The 14,918-nt window shown below is 34.2% G+C and carries 12 protein-coding genes; 11 read left to right on the forward strand and 1 reads right to left on the reverse strand.

Annotated elements, in window-relative coordinates; translation table 11 throughout:
• Positions 1-279 precede the first annotated feature (279 nt).
• The 3 genes from AA088_RS13755 to AA088_RS13765 all read left to right on the forward strand — a co-directional run bounded on the left by AA088_RS13755 (position 280) and on the right by AA088_RS13765 (position 3,302).
• Positions 280-873 (forward strand): acyl carrier protein phosphodiesterase, encoded by a 594-nt coding sequence (locus tag AA088_RS13755; RefSeq protein ID WP_046745603.1) that lies wholly within the window; start codon positions 280-282, stop codon positions 871-873.
• On the forward strand, positions 866-2,548 hold the full coding sequence (gene ggt, locus AA088_RS13760; protein WP_046745604.1) for a gamma-glutamyltransferase: 1,683 nt from the start codon (positions 866-868) through the stop codon (positions 2,546-2,548). The genes AA088_RS13755 and ggt overlap by 8 nt, the downstream gene beginning before the upstream one ends.
• 88 nt (positions 2,549-2,636) lie before the next feature.
• Positions 2,637-3,302, forward strand: coding sequence for a DNA alkylation repair protein (locus tag AA088_RS13765; RefSeq protein WP_162199691.1), 666 nt, complete (start codon positions 2,637-2,639; stop codon positions 3,300-3,302).
• Positions 3,303-3,406: 104 nt separating this feature from the next.
• Here AA088_RS13765 and AA088_RS13770 read toward each other — a convergent pair whose 3' ends face one another.
• Positions 3,407-3,931: a hypothetical protein gene (locus tag AA088_RS13770; RefSeq protein ID WP_046745606.1), complete on the reverse strand. Its 525-nt coding sequence runs from the start codon at positions 3,929-3,931 to the stop codon at positions 3,407-3,409.
• An 86-nt stretch (positions 3,932-4,017) separates the two neighbouring features.
• Here AA088_RS13770 and AA088_RS13775 point away from each other — a divergent pair, with 86 nt between their 5' ends.
• From AA088_RS13775 to AA088_RS13810, 8 genes are all read left to right on the forward strand, one after another.
• Complete coding sequence (locus AA088_RS13775; protein WP_052752906.1) at positions 4,018-4,860, forward strand: DUF4846 domain-containing protein; 843 nt, start codon at positions 4,018-4,020, stop codon at positions 4,858-4,860.
• 16 nt (positions 4,861-4,876) lie between these two features.
• Positions 4,877-5,593, forward strand: a complete 717-nt coding sequence (locus AA088_RS13780; RefSeq protein ID WP_046745607.1) for a hypothetical protein — start codon at positions 4,877-4,879, stop codon at positions 5,591-5,593.
• Between the two features lie 114 nt (positions 5,594-5,707).
• Complete coding sequence (locus tag AA088_RS13785; protein WP_052752907.1) at positions 5,708-8,428, forward strand: zinc-dependent metalloprotease; 2,721 nt, start codon at positions 5,708-5,710, stop codon at positions 8,426-8,428.
• Between the two features lie 509 nt (positions 8,429-8,937).
• Positions 8,938-11,772 carry an excinuclease ABC subunit UvrA gene (gene uvrA / locus AA088_RS13790; protein ID WP_046745608.1) on the forward strand — a complete coding sequence of 945 codons (2,835 nt, stop codon included), beginning with the start codon at positions 8,938-8,940 and terminating at the stop codon, positions 11,770-11,772.
• A gap of 487 nt (positions 11,773-12,259) precedes the next feature.
• On the forward strand, positions 12,260-12,715 hold the full coding sequence (locus tag AA088_RS13795) for an HAD domain-containing protein (RefSeq protein WP_046745609.1): 456 nt from the start codon (positions 12,260-12,262) through the stop codon (positions 12,713-12,715).
• 140 nt (positions 12,716-12,855) lie between these two features.
• Positions 12,856-13,464, forward strand: a complete 609-nt coding sequence (locus AA088_RS13800; protein ID WP_046745610.1) for a mobilome CxxCx(11)CxxC protein — start codon at positions 12,856-12,858, stop codon at positions 13,462-13,464.
• Positions 13,457-13,645, forward strand: a complete 189-nt coding sequence (locus AA088_RS13805) for a hypothetical protein (protein ID WP_046745611.1) — start codon at positions 13,457-13,459, stop codon at positions 13,643-13,645. The genes AA088_RS13800 and AA088_RS13805 overlap by 8 nt, the downstream gene beginning before the upstream one ends.
• 560 nt (positions 13,646-14,205) lie before the next feature.
• The gene (locus AA088_RS13810; protein WP_046745612.1) at positions 14,206-14,895 is read left to right on the forward strand and encodes an LOG family protein; all 690 of its coding nucleotides are present in this window, start codon (positions 14,206-14,208) and stop codon (positions 14,893-14,895) included.
• Positions 14,896-14,918: the final 23 nt, after the last annotated feature.

The raw sequence follows: 14,918 nt of genomic DNA on the forward strand, positions 1-14,918 counted from the left end.
TTTTTTATTATCAATTTCTTTGTGTAAAAAAAAATAAGAAACAAAAGAAAAGTCACTTTCAAAAAAACTATTTTCTTGCTTTTTTATTAAAAAACTACGCCTAAAATAATTTCTTATTTTTTTTCAAAACATTGAAAATACTACCAAAAACCCGTCCTACACTTCAAAAAAGACCAAACTCTCTATCATTTTTACATCAAACGCATCCGTTACTTCACATTTTCGTGATTCTAAAAACAAATATTTGTGTAAATTGGAACAAGATTCAAAAAACAAGACGTGAATTTTTTAGCACATATATATCTTTCTAGTGATGATGACGATATAAAAATTGGGAATTTTATTGCCGATAGTGTTCGTGGGCGAAAGTATGAGATGTATCCAACCAAAATCCGACAAGGTATTTTATTGCATCGACACATAGATACTTTTACCGATGCGCATCCTATTGTAAGACAAAGCACCAAACGGTTGCATAAAAACTACAGTCATTACAGTAGTGTGATTGTAGATATTTTATACGATCATTTTCTTGCTAAAAACTGGACTCAGTATTCTACCACTCCTCTCGCTGTTTTTGTAGATAATTTTTACCATTTATTGGAAGATAATTTTGACCTACTACCTCCTAATGTTCAACGTTTATTACCAATTATGATTCACGACAATTGGCTATTAAGTTATGCTTCTATTGAGGGTATTACAAAAGTGTTGGAAGGTATGAATCGTAGAACACAAAATCGCTCTAAAATGAATTTGGCTGTTGTAGAACTTCAAGAATTTTATGATGAATTTGAAGCTGAATTCACTTCTTTTTTTAAGGAATTAATCGAATTTTCACAACTAAAATTAACAGCGTTACAACATGAATAGATTTTTATTGTATTGTTTTATTAGTTGCACAATATTGGCATGCAAACAACAAAAAGTAACCGGCGTACTAGCTACAAATGCAATGGTCGTTTCTGCTCGTGAGGAAGTCTCTGAAATTGGGACACAAGTCTTGCAAAAAGGCGGTAATGCTTTTGATGCGATGTTTGCAGTCGAATTAACATTAGCCGTTGCCTATCCATACGCAGGAAGTTTGGGTGGTGGCGGATTTATGGTGTATCGTTTGGAAGATGGCTCTATAGGTGCTTTAGATTACCGTGAAAAAGCGCCATTGGCTGCACACAAAAACATGTATCTCGATTCGTTAACAGGAAATGTAATTCCTGACAAAAGTACGCTTGGAGCTATGGCAGTGGGCATTCCTGGTAATATTGCTGGTATTTTTGCTGCACATGAAAAATATGGAAAACTTCCTATAGAAGAATTGATTACTCCTGTAATTGCTTTGGCAAAAAAAGGAATTGTTGTGACAGATAAACAACAAAAACGACTAGAAAAATATCGTGATGCATTCGTAAAAGTAAATGATAGTAACTTCTTTCTTGCAAAAGCATGGACTACCAATGACACAATCAAACGATTACAATTGGCAAAAACGTTAGAACGTATTCAAAAAAATGGTAGAGATGAATTTTACAAAGGCAAAACAGCCCAAATTTTAGTCGATTTTATGCAACGCTCAGGCGGAATTATGACTTTGGAAGATTTGGCTAAGTATGAAGCAAAATGGCGCACACCAATTACATTTAGCTATGACGACTTGCAAATTATATCCATGTCACCTCCTTCAAGTGGCGGTATTTGCCTAGCGGAGATTATGAAAGCAATTGAACCCTATGATTTAGATACATATGGACATAATACAGTCAAATCTATACAACTAATCACTGAAGCTGAGCGTCGTGCCTATGCCGATCGAAATTATTTTTTAGGCGATCCCGATTTTGTTACAATTCCAACTGAAACCCTGTTAAGTGATGCGTATATCAAAGAGCGCATGCAGTCTTTTTCTTTTAAGAAAGCAACACCATCTACTGAAGTAGCACACGGAAATATAGAAATTATAGAAAGTAACGAAACAACACACTATTCTATAGTAGATCAATTTGGTAATGCTGTTTCTGTAACAACTACTATCAATGGTGCCTATGGTTCTAAGTTATATTGTGAAGAATTAGGTTTTTTTTTAAACAACGAAATGGACGATTTTAGTTCAAAGCCAGGTGAACCCAATATGTTTGGGTTAGTTGGTGCAGAAGCGAATAGTATTGCTCCAGAAAAACGTATGTTAAGTTCGATGACTCCCACAATTGTAGAAAAGAAAGGAAAGTTATACATGGTTGTTGGAACTCCGGGTGGCTCCACTATTATTACTTCAGTATTGCAAACCATTCTTAACGTTCATGAATATGACATGGGTATGCAAGAAGCTGTAAATCAGCCTCGATTTCATCATCAATGGTTACCTGACACTATAAAAATGGAACCTGATGGATTTAGCGAAGCTTTGCAAGCAGAATTAACCTCTTTAGGCTATACAATTGATGCCACAAACAGTCCTGTTATTGGAAAAGTAGAAGGCATTTTAATATTACCCGATGGCACCTTAGAAGGTGGTGCCGATCCACGTGGAGATGATAAAGCAGTGGGGTTTTAAATTAATCCATTACTTTTTAGATACAATTTTCACATCAATCCATTTTTAAAACTATTCAATGGCTTAAAAATGAACAAATGTTATGCGCATGGAATTCATTACTCAACTTCAAAAAGTTTATACCACAAATGCAAATACCGAGCAACAGCAACAAATGGAAGCCTACATGCGACATTTGTTTCCTTTTCACGGTATCAAAGCGCCTATTCGGAAACAGTTGCTTAAAGAAGTAATAAAAGAACATACAACATTCCTTCAAGAACACGTTCGTGATGTTGTAAAAGTATTGTATCAATTGCCACAACGAGAATATCAATACTCTGCAATGGAACTTTTGGATAAATTTGCACGAAAAAAATATCTTGAGGAAGATTCGGAATTGATTACAAAATTAATCACAACCCATTCTTGGTGGGATACTGTAGATTTTATATCAAAACATATTTTAGGACACTATCTTTTTTTGTTTCCTTCTCAAAAAAGAACTTTGATTGATGCGTATTCAGAAAGTAATAATATATGGTTAAATCGTGCAGCGATTTTATTTCAATTGGGGTATAAAGATGCTACAAATGAAAAAGAATTATTTAATCAATGTTATAAACATAAAGATTCTCGTGAGTTTTTTATTCAAAAAGCTATTGGTTGGGCATTACGTGAATACGGAAAAGTGCAGCCCAAAGCGGTCCTCTCTTTTGTAAAAAACACTCCATTAGCTCCACTAAGTGAACGTGAAGCAATCAGACGATTATAGATTTATCAATATGTTTAATTAGTAAAAGGGACAAACTTAGTGAATTTATCCCTTTTTAAGCAGTATGTAAAACTTGAAAACACTTTCTATTTTACAGTGTAAAATTATTTTGATCGCGAACCTACAAATTGCTGTGACTTATTCTTAAACAGCACATTAAATGTTGTTAAGCTACCATACATACGAGTAATGTATTGCTGCAAATCAATTTTTTCTTGCTCTTCTAAATTGCTTGAATTAATTTTCTGTTCCATAACACGAATTCTATCACGCACCATTACAATTTTATGAAAGAAATTGTCAATTGGTAATTCTTTGCTTTGCAAATTAGAATCTCCTGGTTCTAAAATTAGCTTTCCTCCTTTCCACTTGTCTCCAATCGGAACAATTTCTGAAACATCCGACCATTTTTTCAGCATATTGCGTAAAATGGTTTCAATTTCATAAAAACTTATACTGTCCACTTCATCTTCAACAGCTTCAATCACTTCAAAATCGCCATCAATAGCAATTGTCTCTAATCCACTCTCGATAAAAGTTACCCAATAATGTTGTGAAGTAACATTGGTTACGACACCTAATCCATATGTTGGATGTTTAATCCGAGAGCTGATTCCTAAAATTTTCATATTCTATATAGTTAATTGTTGTTTTTTCTAATTATTGCGTTGCTTTTTTGTAAATTTAATCTTCAAAAGGTAAAAATAGACATCCAATGCGATATCCACCCATGGATTCTCTAAAAAATATTCTCATCTTCTTTCTTACTTGTATTAGTATATGGAGTTGTATAGAAACGACCAAAAAGTCAACACATCTTGCTTTACAAAAAGAAACTATTCTTCAAAAAAGCGTTATCAATCCTGAAGGTAAAACAATTGAAGAACGATTTAATACTCCCGATAACTATAATCGTGTCATTCTAAAAGAAAATCATTTTGGCTCCTATTTGCGTAAACTTCCTTTAAAACCAATTGCTAGTAAAGTGATGTATTTTGACGGGCGTGCCAAAAATAACATGAATGTGTACATTTCTGTAGTTGATATGGAAATTGGCACGCGCGATTTACAACAATGTGCTGACGCTGTAATGCGCTTACGCGGAGAATTTCTATTTGAACAGCAACGCTTACAAGACATTCATTTTACATTTGTTTCTGATGGGAAACCTAGATATTTTTTAAAATATGCAAAAGGAGATTATTCATATAAAAAGTTTAGACGCTATATGAATTATATCTTTGCGTATGCCAACACTGCTTCTTTACGAAAAGAGCTTCAAGAAGTTACTTCCATAAAAGATATTCAAGTAGGAGATGTATTTATTCAAAAAGGAAATCCTTATGGACATGCTGTCATTGTGGTAGATGTTGCCAAAAATGAACAAAATGAAAAACTCTTTATGATTGCCCAAAGTTATATGCCTGCGCAAGAAACTCAAATTCTTGTAAATAGAAATGACTCAAAAATTAGTCCATGGTACAAAGCTACCGAAGGAACTATTTACACTCCTGAATGGACATTCAAAAGTACTGACCTTAGGAGATTCAAAGACTAATATGTAAACACCTTTCATGAAAAAACTCTTAAAAATTACAGGAAAAATTCTTTTAGCATTAATCGTCATACTTGTATTACTTTTTGGCTATGTTTATATAAAGTACAATGAACCATTACCAAAAGGTGTAGAAAGTGCAGAAGCAGATGCACTCGCAAACAAAATGCTTACAGCCCTCAATTATGAAGCTTTTCAAAATACACGCTATCTCAGTTGGACGTTTCCTGGAGGACATAAGTATATTTGGGATAAAGATCAATACAAAGTGAATGTTTCATGGGATGAAATACAAGTAACTCTTGATTTAAAAACGCCCAACAATAGCACAGTTACTGTTGAAGGAAAAAATATTGAACCAAACAAAAAGAAAGCCTATATACAAACAGCCTTATCCTACTTTCACAACGATTCTTTTTGGTTAGTAGCTCCCTACAAAGTATTTGATTCGAATACTTCGCGAAGTATTGCAACTAATGAAGCTGGCAAAAAAGGACTTTTAATCACATACAATGCTGGAGGTACAACTCCTGGCGATTCATACTTATGGTTTTTAGACGAAAATGGACGTCCAACTGGTTATCAAATGTGGGTAAACATTATTCCTATTGGTGGATTGTATGCAAGTTGGGAAGACTGGAAAAAAATGGAGAGTGGAATACAATTATCCAGTACTCATAAACTCTTCATTTTAGATCTAAATTTAGAAAATATCAAAGCTTGGAATGAAAAATAACTAATCTGTTAAATTTTAACAATAAAAACTATCGAATTGTTAATCATTTATAACTGTATTTTAAAAAAAGAATTAACTTTAACCCACTTTTATTAAACTAATTAATCTAAAATTATGAGAAAGAACTACTTTTTTATATTATTATTACTTCCCATTATTGGTTTTTCGCAGGGAAAATCATTTTGGAAAAAGACTGATAAAACTAGTTTTCAGCCTGATGAATTACTGGAAAGAACTTCTACTCCAGTCAAATATGATCTATATACATTAGATCTTAACTCTTTAAAACAATTACTTGCAGATGCTCCTGATAGAGATTTGAATATTTCATCAGAAATCGTAGTTCAATTTCCTGGAGCTGAAGGAAAAATGGAGAATTTTGAAGTATACAATGCTTCAATCATGGAACCTTCTTTTGCTGCAAACTACCCTGAGATTCAATCGTATGTGGGTGTGAGTAGAGAAAACACAGGAACTATTGTACGTTTTTCAACAACTGTATTTGGATTTCATGCGGTAGTACAAACTATTGGAAAAACATTTTACATTGATCCGTTAACTACAGATTTACAAACATATGTAATGTATGCAAAAGAAAATCTGTATAGAGACTTGGCAGATCGTATAGGATGTATGGTTGATGATAGTACGGAAAACAGAGCTGCTCCTAGCAGTCCTTACATGGCAGAAAATGCAAACGACGGTCAATTACGAACTTTTCGTTTGGCGCTAGCTTGTACGCAAGAATATGCTAACTATCATATCAATGCTGCCGGGCAAGCTGCTGCTACAGATGCTGTAAAAAGAGCTACAGTATTGGCTGCAATGAACGTAACTATGACGCGTGTAAATGCAATTTTTGAAAGAGATGTTGCATTAACAATGACTTTGGTAGATAATACTAGTATTATCTTTTTAGCTGAAAATGATGGGTATACTGATAGTGATGCAGGACAATTAATTAATCAAAATGTATCTATTGTAAATGCTAATATTGGAATAGCAAACTATGACATCGGACACGTATTTACAACTGGTGGTGGTGGTTTAGCTTCTCTTGGAGGAATTTGTTACAGTAATGCCAAAGCAGCTGGTGTAACTGGTTCACCAAATCCAGTAGGAGATCCATTTGATATTGACTTCGTAGCACACGAAATGGGACACCAATTTGGAGCTCCACATACATTCAACGGTAGCCAAGGAAACTGTTCTGGTAGTAACAGAAATGCAGCTACCTCTGTAGAGCCTGGTAGTGGAACAACTATTATGGCTTACGCAGGAATCTGTGGATCTGATGATATTCAAAATAACAGTGATGATCATTTCCATGCTATTAGTATTGACAATATGTATGCTAGAATTGCTTCTACTACTGAACCAGTTTGTTCAAACAATACGGCAAACGGAAATACAGCTCCTACAGTAAATGCAGGATCAGATTATACCATTCCTTATGGAACAGCATTCACATTATCTGGAACTGCAACAGATCCAGATGGTACTACTCTATCATATTGCTGGGAACAAGTAGATCCAGGAACAGTAGCTGGTGTTCCATCGGCTACAAACACTACTGGACCTCAGTTTAGATCGTATTCTCCTATGACAACAGGAGATCGTACGTTTCCTCAATTATCTGATATTCTTCTTGAAAACTTAACTCCAGCTTGGGAAGTAGTTCCTAATGTGGCAAGAACGATGAACTTTGCTTTGACTGTAAGAGACAATGGTTCTCCTAACGGTGGACAAACTAATAGAGACGATATGACAGTAACGGTTGCTAATACAGGTCCTTTTAGAGTGACTGCACCAAATACAACAAACGAAAGTTTTGCTACTGGAGCTAGTACTACTATCACTTGGGATGTAGCTGGAACTACGGCTAATGGTATCAATACAGCAAACGTTAATATCTTACTTTCTACTGATGGAGGTTTAAACTTTGATACAGTATTAGTTGCAAACACGCCAAATGATGGTTCACAATCAGTAACATTCCCAGATGCTACTTTTGAGCCTTATTGTAGAATTAAAATAGAAGCGGTAGGAAACATTTTCTTTGCAATTTCTAAATCATTCTCTATTGGCGCTACTGTTGTTGAAAACACCGTGTGTAATACATATACTACTGGTCCAATTTCAACGCCAATTCCTGATAGTACAGGGTCAAATGTTCAAGGAGCACCAGTATTTGTTCCTGTTACTGTTACTGAAACTACTCCAATTACAGATATGCGTATAAGTACTGATGTTACACACGCTTGGATTGGAGACTTGGTAATGCAATTACAAGCTCCAAGTGGTAGCTTTGCAAATATTTGGTCACGTACATGTAACGATGCACAGTATGGAAATATTGACGTTACTTTAAAGGATGGTGAACCTGCAATTGTGTGTGCTTCTCCTACAATGGGAACGTATGCTCCTGCAAACTCAATGGCTGGTTTTGTTGGAGAAAACCCTTCTGGAACTTGGAACTTAGTGTTTGTAGATTTCTTTAATGGAGATGCAGGAACTGTAAACGAATGGTCAATTGAATTGTGTACAACAACTACAACGGTTACTTTAGGTAATGAAGAATTTACATTAGAGAATTTCTCACTATATCCAAACCCTAGCAAAGGAGAGTTCTCACTATCATTTACTTCTTCTTCAGGGGAAGATATTAATGTAGCTGTTTACGATATTGCTGGACGATTAGTACATACTAAAGATTACAATGCAACTTCAACATTCAATGAAAATATCTCATTGAAAAATGTAAGTGCTGGAATGTACTTATTAACTGTAACCGATCAAGAACGTACAGTCACTAAAAAATTAATTATTGAATAATTAATTTTTCAATCAACATATTCTAAACTCCGAAGCAAACGTTTCGGAGTTTTTTTATATGTTTACTTTATGAATGAGATATTTCACTTCACCTATGAGCTATTAATGACGCTTTCTAACATAACAGGCTTTACCTATAAAGAAGTCAATATCATCATATGGTTTATTCTTATACCACTTTCGTGGACGCTCCTAATCGACAAAATTTACAAACAACGAAAATTCACGATCATCTTTAGTATCCTTGTGGCGATTTTCTTAGCTCTCATTCCTAATTTTTCAATTTTCTGCAATTGGTTATTCCAAAGATCCGTTGATTTTTTGAACCTATTTAACGATCTTGGTAGCAATTATGTAGCTTCGTCAGTAATTATTTGCGTTTTGATTCCTATCATCATTTATAGTTTCTTGATCTGGAAAGCCTTCTTTAAAAAAAGTAATTAATTACAATTCCTCCTATTTCACAACTGCTTCTAAAATTCGTACCTTTGCACTTTTGCAAAAAAGCTATGACGAATTACGAAGAAAACATTGAAGTACAAGGAGCTAGAGTTCACAATCTAAAAAATATCGATGTCACGATTCCTAGAGAGAAATTGGTAGTTATTACTGGACTTTCGGGAAGTGGAAAATCATCACTAGCTTTTGATACTATCTATGCCGAAGGACAACGACGTTACATAGAAACCTTCTCTGCGTATGCTCGTCAGTTTTTAGGTGGTTTGGAACGTCCAGACGTTGATAAAATTGACGGTTTATCTCCTGTTATCGCCATCGAGCAAAAAACGACAAGCAAAAGCCCTCGATCTACCGTTGGCACAATTACTGAAATTTACGACTTTTTACGCTTGTTATTTGCCAGAGCATCCGATGCATATAGTTACAATTCTGGCGAAAAAATGGTGAGTTATAGTGACGAACAAATCAAAGAATTAATTCTTCAAGACTTTAGCGGAAAACGTGTCAATATTTTGGCTCCTATTATCCGTTCTAGAAAAGGGCATTATCGTGAATTGTTTGAAAATATAGGAAAACAAGGATTTTTAAAAGTTCGTGTAGATGGTGAAATTCTCGATATTGAAAAAGGAATGCGAGTAGATCGTTATAAAACACACGATATTGAAATTGTTATCGATCGATTGGTTATCAATGAGAGTGTTGATAACGATAAACGACTTACCGAAACTATTAAAACAGCAATGTATCACGGTGATGATGTAATGATGGTGATTGACCAAGATGCGCCCAAAGAAGCTCGTTATTTTAGTAGAAACCTTATGTGCCCTTCTTCAGGAATTTCCTATCCTAACCCAGAACCAAATACTTTCTCATTTAATTCACCCAAAGGAATGTGTCCGCATTGTAATGGACTGGGAACACTTCATGAAGTAAACGAAAGTAAAGTAATTCCTGATGAAAAAGCGACTATCAAAGGTGGCGGTATCGCTCCTCTAGGAGAATTTAAAAAATCTTGGATTTTTAAGCAATTGGAAATTATTGCAGAACGTTATGAGTTCAAATTGAGCGACCAAATAAAAGATATTCCTAAAGAAGCACTGCAAGTCATTTTACATGGAGGAAATGAAAAATTTTCTGTAGTAAGTAAAACATTGGGTGTTACACGTGACTATAAAATTGATTTTGAAGGAATTGTAAGTTTTATTAAAAATCAATACGAAGATAGCGACTCCTCTTCTATCAAACGTTGGGCAAAAAACTATATGGATAAAGTGAATTGTTCTGTGTGTGATGGGTCTCGTTTACGAAAAGAATCTCTTTATTTTAAAGTTAATGGAAAAAATATCGCCGAACTAGCCAACATGGATGTTGTCGAATTAGCCAACTGGTTTGACAATTTGATGGATGAACTATCTGAAAAACAAAAAGCGATTGCTAGTGAAGTAGTTAAAGAAATTAAAGCTCGTTTACGGTTTTTATTGGATGTCGGACTTAATTATTTATCACTCAACAGAAGCTCTAAATCTCTTTCTGGTGGAGAAGCACAACGCATTCGACTCGCAACGCAAATTGGTTCGCAATTAGTAGGTGTTTTATACATTTTAGATGAACCTAGTATTGGATTGCATCAACGTGACAACGAAAAACTAATCAATTCCTTAGAATCGTTACGTGATATCGGAAACTCTGTGATTGTTGTAGAGCATGACAAAGATATGATTGAACGTGCAGATCACGTGATTGATATTGGTCCACACGCTGGAAGACACGGAGGGAAAATCATTTCTGAAGGAAGTCCTAAAGAGCTATTAACACACCAAACACTCACTGCTGCTTATCTTAATGGAACAAAAGAAATTGCAGTTCCGAAGAAACGCAGAGAAGGAAATGGAGAAAAACTAATCTTAAAAGGAGCCAGTGGAAATAACTTAAAAAATGTTTCAGTAGAGTTTCCTTTAGGAAAAATGATTGGAGTAACAGGCGTTTCTGGTAGTGGAAAATCTACATTAATTAATGAAACCCTATACCCTATTTTAAATGCTCATTTTTTTAATGCGGTAAAAAAGCCAATGCCATATAAAAGCATTAAAGGGTTAGAACATATTGACAAAGTAATAGACATCAATCAATCGCCTATCGGACGAACGCCACGTTCCAATCCTGCAACTTATACAGGAGTATTTAGTGAAATAAGAAGTTTATATGCCAAAACACCAGAAGCCATGATTCGCGGTTACAAACCTGGAAGATTTAGCTTCAATGTAAAAGGTGGACGCTGTGAAACCTGCCAAGGAGGAGGATTGCGTGTCATAGAAATGAACTTTTTACCTGATGTATATGTTGAATGTGAAACCTGCCAAGGAAAACGTTTCAATAGAGAAACTCTTGAAATTCGCTACAAAGGAAAATCAATAGCAGATGTATTAGACATGACAATGAATGAAGCTGTTTCGTTCTTTGAACATATTCCAAAAATTCACAGAAAACTAAAAACGATTAAAGATGTCGGACTAGGTTATATTACACTTGGTCAACAAAGTACTACGCTTTCTGGAGGAGAAGCGCAACGCATCAAACTCGCAACAGAATTATCCAAAAGGGATACCGGAAATACATTCTATATTTTAGATGAACCTACTACAGGATTGCATTTTGAAGATATTCGTGTTTTAATGGAAGTATTAAATAAATTGGTCAACAAGGGAAATACAATTGTTGTTATAGAACACAACATGGACGTCATTAAAATGGCAGATTATATCATTGATATAGGTTATGAAGGTGGAAAAGGTGGCGGACAAGTTGTCGTTACCGGAACTCCGGAAGAAGTTGCCAAACACAAAAAAAGTCACACCGCACGCTTCTTAAAAAAGGAACTTAGCTAAGTGAACGTAAACTTCCTTAAAAAAGGACTTATTCTCTTATACAATAGAACTCCAACTATTCAAGAAAACTTGTTGCCCGACTGCGAGAAGGTTTCGGGAGCATTTTTATTACGAATTTTCTAATGGAATAATAAAAATTGAAGATTTTATTGAAAGCTTCGTAAAATCGTTGCCTTTTTATTTTTTATCAATACATACTTCTTGTCATTCCTACGTGTCACATTGAGCGCAGTCGAAATGTGTTGTACTGAGCACAATAGAAGTTCCTGTGCTGAATTTGTCGAAATATAGGACGGAATCTATTGCTATAAATTTGTACGTTATTTTTTCTTAATTACGGAAAACCACATTGTACATATATAAGTTTTGTTCTACATTTATAAAAAAACAACGAGAACTTATTACATAAAGAGTTCTTGTCATAAACCAAATTTAGTATGTAAACAGGAATTCTTGTTATACGTATGTTATCTACAATTTGAACAAAATGCACTTGATATTAGATTTAGATGGAGTTTTAATAACAAATCCTAGTTGGGAAGCTGACAGAATTCACTCGGATGGATATTCTGATTTTAATGAATCTTGCGTTGAGAATCTGAACCGACTTCTCACTCTTGCGGAGTTTGATATTTGGTTGAGTTCGACAAGACGAACTGTAAAAAGTCTAACAGAATTCAATCTGATTTTCAAAAATCGTGGTATAAAAAATAAGATTGTTGGATTTTTACCAGAATATATGAATTGTAAAAACCGAAAAGAAGAAGTTTTAAAATTCATTGTGGAATTTGAATTATCATACTTTTTAATTATCGACGATGATAAGTCATTAAATGGATTGGAAAACGAAATAAAGGAAAAACTGATTCTGACTGAATTGACAAAAGGGTTTAATTCAGAGAAACTGAAAGAAGCCACTGAAAAAATAAAAAACTTTAGTTAACAATGTATAACCGCAATTACAGCAGATTCGACTACGTCCGAATCCACTCGGAATTGCTAACGCCAGTTCTTAACCGAAAATCATTAACTTTAAAACCGTAACTGACGGTTATACGAGACCGTTGGCAGTAATTTGAAAATATGACGCAAGAAGAAAAAAATTTAAGAAATGAAGCTTGGGAAAAAGCTATTCACTCATTTGGGAAAAGTTATATTTTCGGGAAACGAGCTGTTTTTTACAATAGATGGATTAGATTTTTGACAATACTTGGAATTGTAGTTCCTGTAACAATCGGTGCAACAGCTTCAGGATATGGATTTGACTCTGAAATTTTAAAACAGACTATTAAAATCTCTATTCCTCTAACTATTTTTCAATTAATAATTTCTGTTTTTTCAATAGTAAATAGCTGGAGCGAAAATTTATCCTATTCTCTAGAAGCTACCAACGACTATAGTAATTTATCAGAAAGTTTTAAAAAACTCGGGAAAAATCCGCCAAAGAAAATTGAGAAACTAAAACACCTAATAGAAATATTAGAAACAAAATATAATTCTCGTTCTGACCAAGATTCAAAACTTAATTTAAAAGATAGAGAATTAAGAAAAGGAATGAGATACGCACTTCGTGAATTTCAAAGAGAATGTGTTGGATGTAAAAAAAAAACATTATCAATGGAATCAACTAATTGTGAAGTTTGCGGAAAATTCAAAAGAAACATAATTCAAAAACTATTATTTAATGGATGATAAAGTAAAAAGACTTCTGACAGTTTATTCGGAATTAGACTGGGATAGTCGAAAAGAAGTTCGTGACTTCATAAAGGACTTTGAAGAAAAAGACTACAGCGAAAAAAAGACAATAAACGAGTCATTTAGAAAAAGTTTAGGACCTTTAAACACAAGTAGTTGTCCTTATTGCGGAAAATAAAAAAATTATTACCAACAACGTGTAAGCGCAATAACGGCTGAATTTCCTAATCGAAATTCAGCCGTTATTGCTATCTTTCGGTTACGGTGGAAAATCATAGTTGGTTTTCCGCAAAGAGCCATGCACTAAACCGTTGTGTAAAATTTTGATGAAACTCTTGAAAAAAGGAGAAATATTATGAACTTAAAAAAATTACTTGAAATCTATAATGCCGAAATTGAATATTTAATGTTTATCGGAGTCGTGGAAGAATAAAAACTATGCACAACAATGGTAGCCATTACACAAGTTCCTAATTTCATAAAAACGAGATCATTATAAGTCTTTTTAAAGAACTCTCTATGGGAAATCATTGGACAACTACTCATAGCCGAAAACCACTCTACACTAAAAAAAAAGCATAAAAAACATTTCTCAAACCTCAAACCTACTGATTCCCAACAATTTTCTAGTTTCCTGCAAAACTGCCTGTTTTGATATGTTAAGAAGATGAAAAAGTTCCGTGACATTTGTACATAAAATAGTATCTTAGCACGTTTTGATAAAAAATTAAATAGAACATGAGAAAAGAAAAGAACAACAAAGGTTGGAATGAGATAAAAACGAATGACTCTTGGGCACTCTTTAAAATAATGGGCGAATTCGTTAACGGATTCGAAAAAATGAGTCTCATTGGACCTTGTGTATCTATTTTCGGTTCAGCTCGAACCAAACCTGATAATAAGTATTACCAACTTGCGCAAAAAATTGCACAAAAAATTGTAGATCACGGCTACGGAGTTATTACTGGAGGTGGACCAGGAATTATGGAAGCGGGAAACAAAGGAGCTCATTTGGCTGGTGGAACTTCAGTAGGACTGAATATTGTACTTCCTTTTGAACAACATGACAATCCATACATTGACGCAGATAAAAATATTAACTTCGATTACTTTTTTGTACGTAAAGTTATGTTTGTCAAATATTCGCAAGGTTTTGTAGTCATGCCTGGTGGATTTGGAACTTTAGATGAACTTTTTGAAGCAATCACACTAATTCAAACAAAAAAAATAGACAAATTCCCTATTATTTTAGTTGGAACTGAATTCTGGTCAGGTTTAATGGATTGGGTAAAAGAAACTTTACTAGACCGATTTGCAAACATTAGTCCAGGCGATCTTGATCTCATACATATTGTAGATAATGAAGATGAAGTGTTGGATATTTTAGATGCTTTCTACAGAAAGTACAACTTAAGTCCAAACTTTTAAAATATACGTTTTGTAGAATAATT

The organism is Kordia zhangzhouensis (assembly GCF_001005305.1).
In the GTDB taxonomy this organism is placed as follows: Bacteria; Bacteroidota; Bacteroidia; order Flavobacteriales; family Flavobacteriaceae; genus Kordia; species Kordia zhangzhouensis.

What these genes read in the sequence shown, in the direction of transcription:
- AA088_RS13810 (WP_046745612.1), top strand. Translation starts at nt 14,206, where the DNA reads ATGAGAAAAGAAAAGAACAACAAAGGTTGGAATGAGATAAAAACGAAT.
- AA088_RS13775 (WP_052752906.1), top strand. Translation starts at nt 4,018, where the DNA reads ATGCGATATCCACCCATGGATTCTCTAAAAAATATTCTCATCTTCTTT.
- AA088_RS13795 (WP_046745609.1), top strand. Translation starts at nt 12,260, where the DNA reads ATGCACTTGATATTAGATTTAGATGGAGTTTTAATAACAAATCCTAGT.
- AA088_RS13785 (WP_052752907.1), top strand. Translation starts at nt 5,708, where the DNA reads ATGAGAAAGAACTACTTTTTTATATTATTATTACTTCCCATTATTGGT.
- AA088_RS13800 (WP_046745610.1), top strand. Translation starts at nt 12,856, where the DNA reads ATGACGCAAGAAGAAAAAAATTTAAGAAATGAAGCTTGGGAAAAAGCT.
- AA088_RS13805 (WP_046745611.1), top strand. Translation starts at nt 13,457, where the DNA reads ATGGATGATAAAGTAAAAAGACTTCTGACAGTTTATTCGGAATTAGAC.
- uvrA (WP_046745608.1), top strand. Translation starts at nt 8,938, where the DNA reads ATGACGAATTACGAAGAAAACATTGAAGTACAAGGAGCTAGAGTTCAC.
- ggt (WP_046745604.1), top strand. Translation starts at nt 866, where the DNA reads ATGAATAGATTTTTATTGTATTGTTTTATTAGTTGCACAATATTGGCA.
- AA088_RS13780 (WP_046745607.1), top strand. Translation starts at nt 4,877, where the DNA reads ATGAAAAAACTCTTAAAAATTACAGGAAAAATTCTTTTAGCATTAATC.
- AA088_RS13765 (WP_162199691.1), top strand. Translation starts at nt 2,637, where the DNA reads ATGGAATTCATTACTCAACTTCAAAAAGTTTATACCACAAATGCAAAT.
- AA088_RS13770 (WP_046745606.1), bottom strand. Translation starts at nt 3,931, where the DNA reads ATGAAAATTTTAGGAATCAGCTCTCGGATTAAACATCCAACATATGGA.